Below are 956 nucleotides of genomic sequence, written 5' to 3' on the forward strand. Positions count from 1 at the left end.
AGGATGCGCTCGGGTGTGAACGGCGGCTCGCGAAAGCGCACGCCGGTGGCATCGAAGATCGCGTTCGCAATCGCTGCTGCGCTCGGGACGGACGCGGACTCGCCGACGCCGAGCGGCGGCTGGTCCTGACGCGGCAGCATCAGCACGTCGATCTTGGGCACATCGGGGAAGGGGATGATCGGATAGGCGCCCCATTCGCGTGCCGCCACGGCGCCGCGCTCGAACGAGACCTCCTCCATCAGCGCGCGACTGGTGGACTGGATGACGTTGCCGTGGATCTGGTGGCGCACGCCTTCCGGATTGATCATCAGGCCGGAATCCTGGCCCGCAACCACGCGCGTGACGCTGACGTCGCCGGTCGACTTGTTCACGGCGACGTCGGCGACCCACGCCGACCACGCCGCGCCATAGCCGGGAAACTTGCTGTGGACGTAGAGCGCATAGGCAAAGCCGCGTCCATGCACGACCTCGCCGTCCTTCTCCTCGCGAACCGGGCGCGGCGTCCAGCCGGCGCGCTCGGCCACCGCATTGACGAGATCGACCGCGCGCTGGTCTTTCAGGTAACGCAGGCGGTATTCGATCGGGTCGACGCCGGCCTCGGTCGCGGCCTCGTCGATGTAGGATTCATGCGCAAAGGTGTTCGGCAGCGCCGAGACGCCGCGAAACCACGACGCGCGCACGATCGGTGCCATGTCGTGGGCGACGACGCGCATGTGGTCGTAGTCATAAGGCGGGATCGCAGTGCGGTCGCCCATCTGGAGCACGACAGGATCGGGCGAGATGCGTCCGGTGAGCAGCAGCGCCAGCGTCGGCGCGGCGTTGGAGGGATAGCGCGTAGCGAGGTCGTAGCCGGCGATGCCGCCATCGGCGTTCAGGCCGCCATTGACGTCGATGAGCTGCGCGGTGCCCTTGGGCTCCCAGGCATGCTCCTGCTCGCGCGTCAGCTGCACGCGCAC

General features: G+C 68.2%; 1 protein-coding gene. It reads right to left on the minus strand.

Features of this window, described 5'->3' with window-relative positions:
- The coding region (locus MOV75_RS39645) for a molybdopterin cofactor-binding domain-containing protein (RefSeq protein ID WP_247008287.1) at positions 1-956 on the minus strand (956 nt) is incomplete at both ends.

Origin of the sequence: Bradyrhizobium sp. PRIMUS42, assembly GCF_023006515.1 — a bacterium.
Lineage (GTDB): Bacteria > Pseudomonadota > Alphaproteobacteria > Rhizobiales > Xanthobacteraceae > Bradyrhizobium.